This window comes from Methylobacterium crusticola (assembly GCF_003574465.1).
Lineage (GTDB): Bacteria > Pseudomonadota > Alphaproteobacteria > Rhizobiales > Beijerinckiaceae > Methylobacterium > Methylobacterium crusticola.
The window spans coordinates 1-1,257 of record NZ_QOWC01000471.1 but is presented as its reverse complement, the minus strand read 5'-3'; the positions used below and the strand labels follow the sequence as shown (position 1 = coordinate 1,257).

The window sequence follows — 1,257 nt, the reverse complement described above, 5'->3', positions numbered from 1 at the left end:
GCGGCCGTAGGCGCCGTACTCCGCCTGCAGGGCCGGCGTCTCGGCGGCGAAGCGGCTGACCTTCTGGGGAAAGCGCGTCTCGAACATGAAGGCCAGCGTCCCCTCGAGCTTGTGGGGCTTCAGCTCGGCGGTCGAGGCCTTCTCGAACGCGTCCACGTCCGGCCCGTGCGGCAGCATGGTGTTGTGCAGCGAGGCCCCGCCGGGCTGGAAGCCGCCCCCGGTCTTGGCGTCGTAGACCCCGTAGACCAGCCCCATGAACTCGCTCATCACGTTCATGTGGTACCAGGGCGGCCGGAAGGTGTTCTCCGCCACCAGCCAGCGGTCGGAGAAGATCACGAAGTCGATGTTGGCGGTGCCGGGCGTCTCGGAGGGCGCGGTCAGCACCGTGAAGATCGACGGGTCGGCGTGGTCGAACAGGATCGGGCCGACGGGCGAGAACTTGCGCAGGTCGTACTTGTAGGGCGCGTAGTTGCCGTGCCAGGCCACCACGTCGAGGGGCGAGTGGTCGATCGCCGCGCTCCAGAGCGTGCCGCCCCACTTCACCAGCATGGTCGAGGGCGCGTCGCGGTCCTCGTAGGCCGCCACCGGGGTGAGGAAGTCGCGCGGGTTGGCCAGGCAGTTGGCGCCGATCGGCCCGCGCTCCGGCAGCGTGAGGGCGCCGCCGTAATTCTCGCACAGGTAGCCGCGGGCCGGCCCGTCCGCGAGCTCGACCCGGATCTTCACGCCGCGCGGGATGACGCAGATCTCGCCGGGCGCGACGTCGATGATGCCGAACTCGGTGCAGAAGCGCAGGTGGCCCTGCTGGGGCACCACCAGCATCTCGGCGTCGGCGTTGTAGAAGTACTCGTCCCGCATCGAGCGGGTGGCGAAGTAGAGGTGCGCCCCCATCCCGGCCTGGGCGCCGGCATCGCCCGCCGTCGTCATGGTGCGGATCCCCTCCACGAAGGAGAGCGGCTCGGCCGGGATCGGGACGGGATCCCAGCGCAGGGGCGCGATCGGCATCTCGACCTCGGGGGCGGGGGCGGTGCGCCAGAGGCCGGCCTCGGCCTTCCGGAACGCCCCCCAGTGCATCACGGTCGGGCGGATGCGGTAGAGCCAGGTGCGCTCGTTGGTGGTGCGCGGCGCCGTGAAGGGCGAGCCCGAGAGCTGCTCGGCGTAGAGGCCGTAGGGGCAGGTCTGGGGCGAGTTGCGGCCGACCGGGAGCGCGCCCGGCAGCGCCTCGGTCTCGAAGCCGTTGCCGAAGCCCGACATGTAGCC

General features: G+C 71.1%; 1 protein-coding gene. It reads right to left on the bottom strand.

Annotated features, from left to right (window positions below):
• A partial coding sequence (gene hmgA / locus DT057_RS34965) for a homogentisate 1,2-dioxygenase (protein WP_128566564.1) occupies window positions 1-1,257 on the bottom strand: 1,257 nt, incomplete at both ends.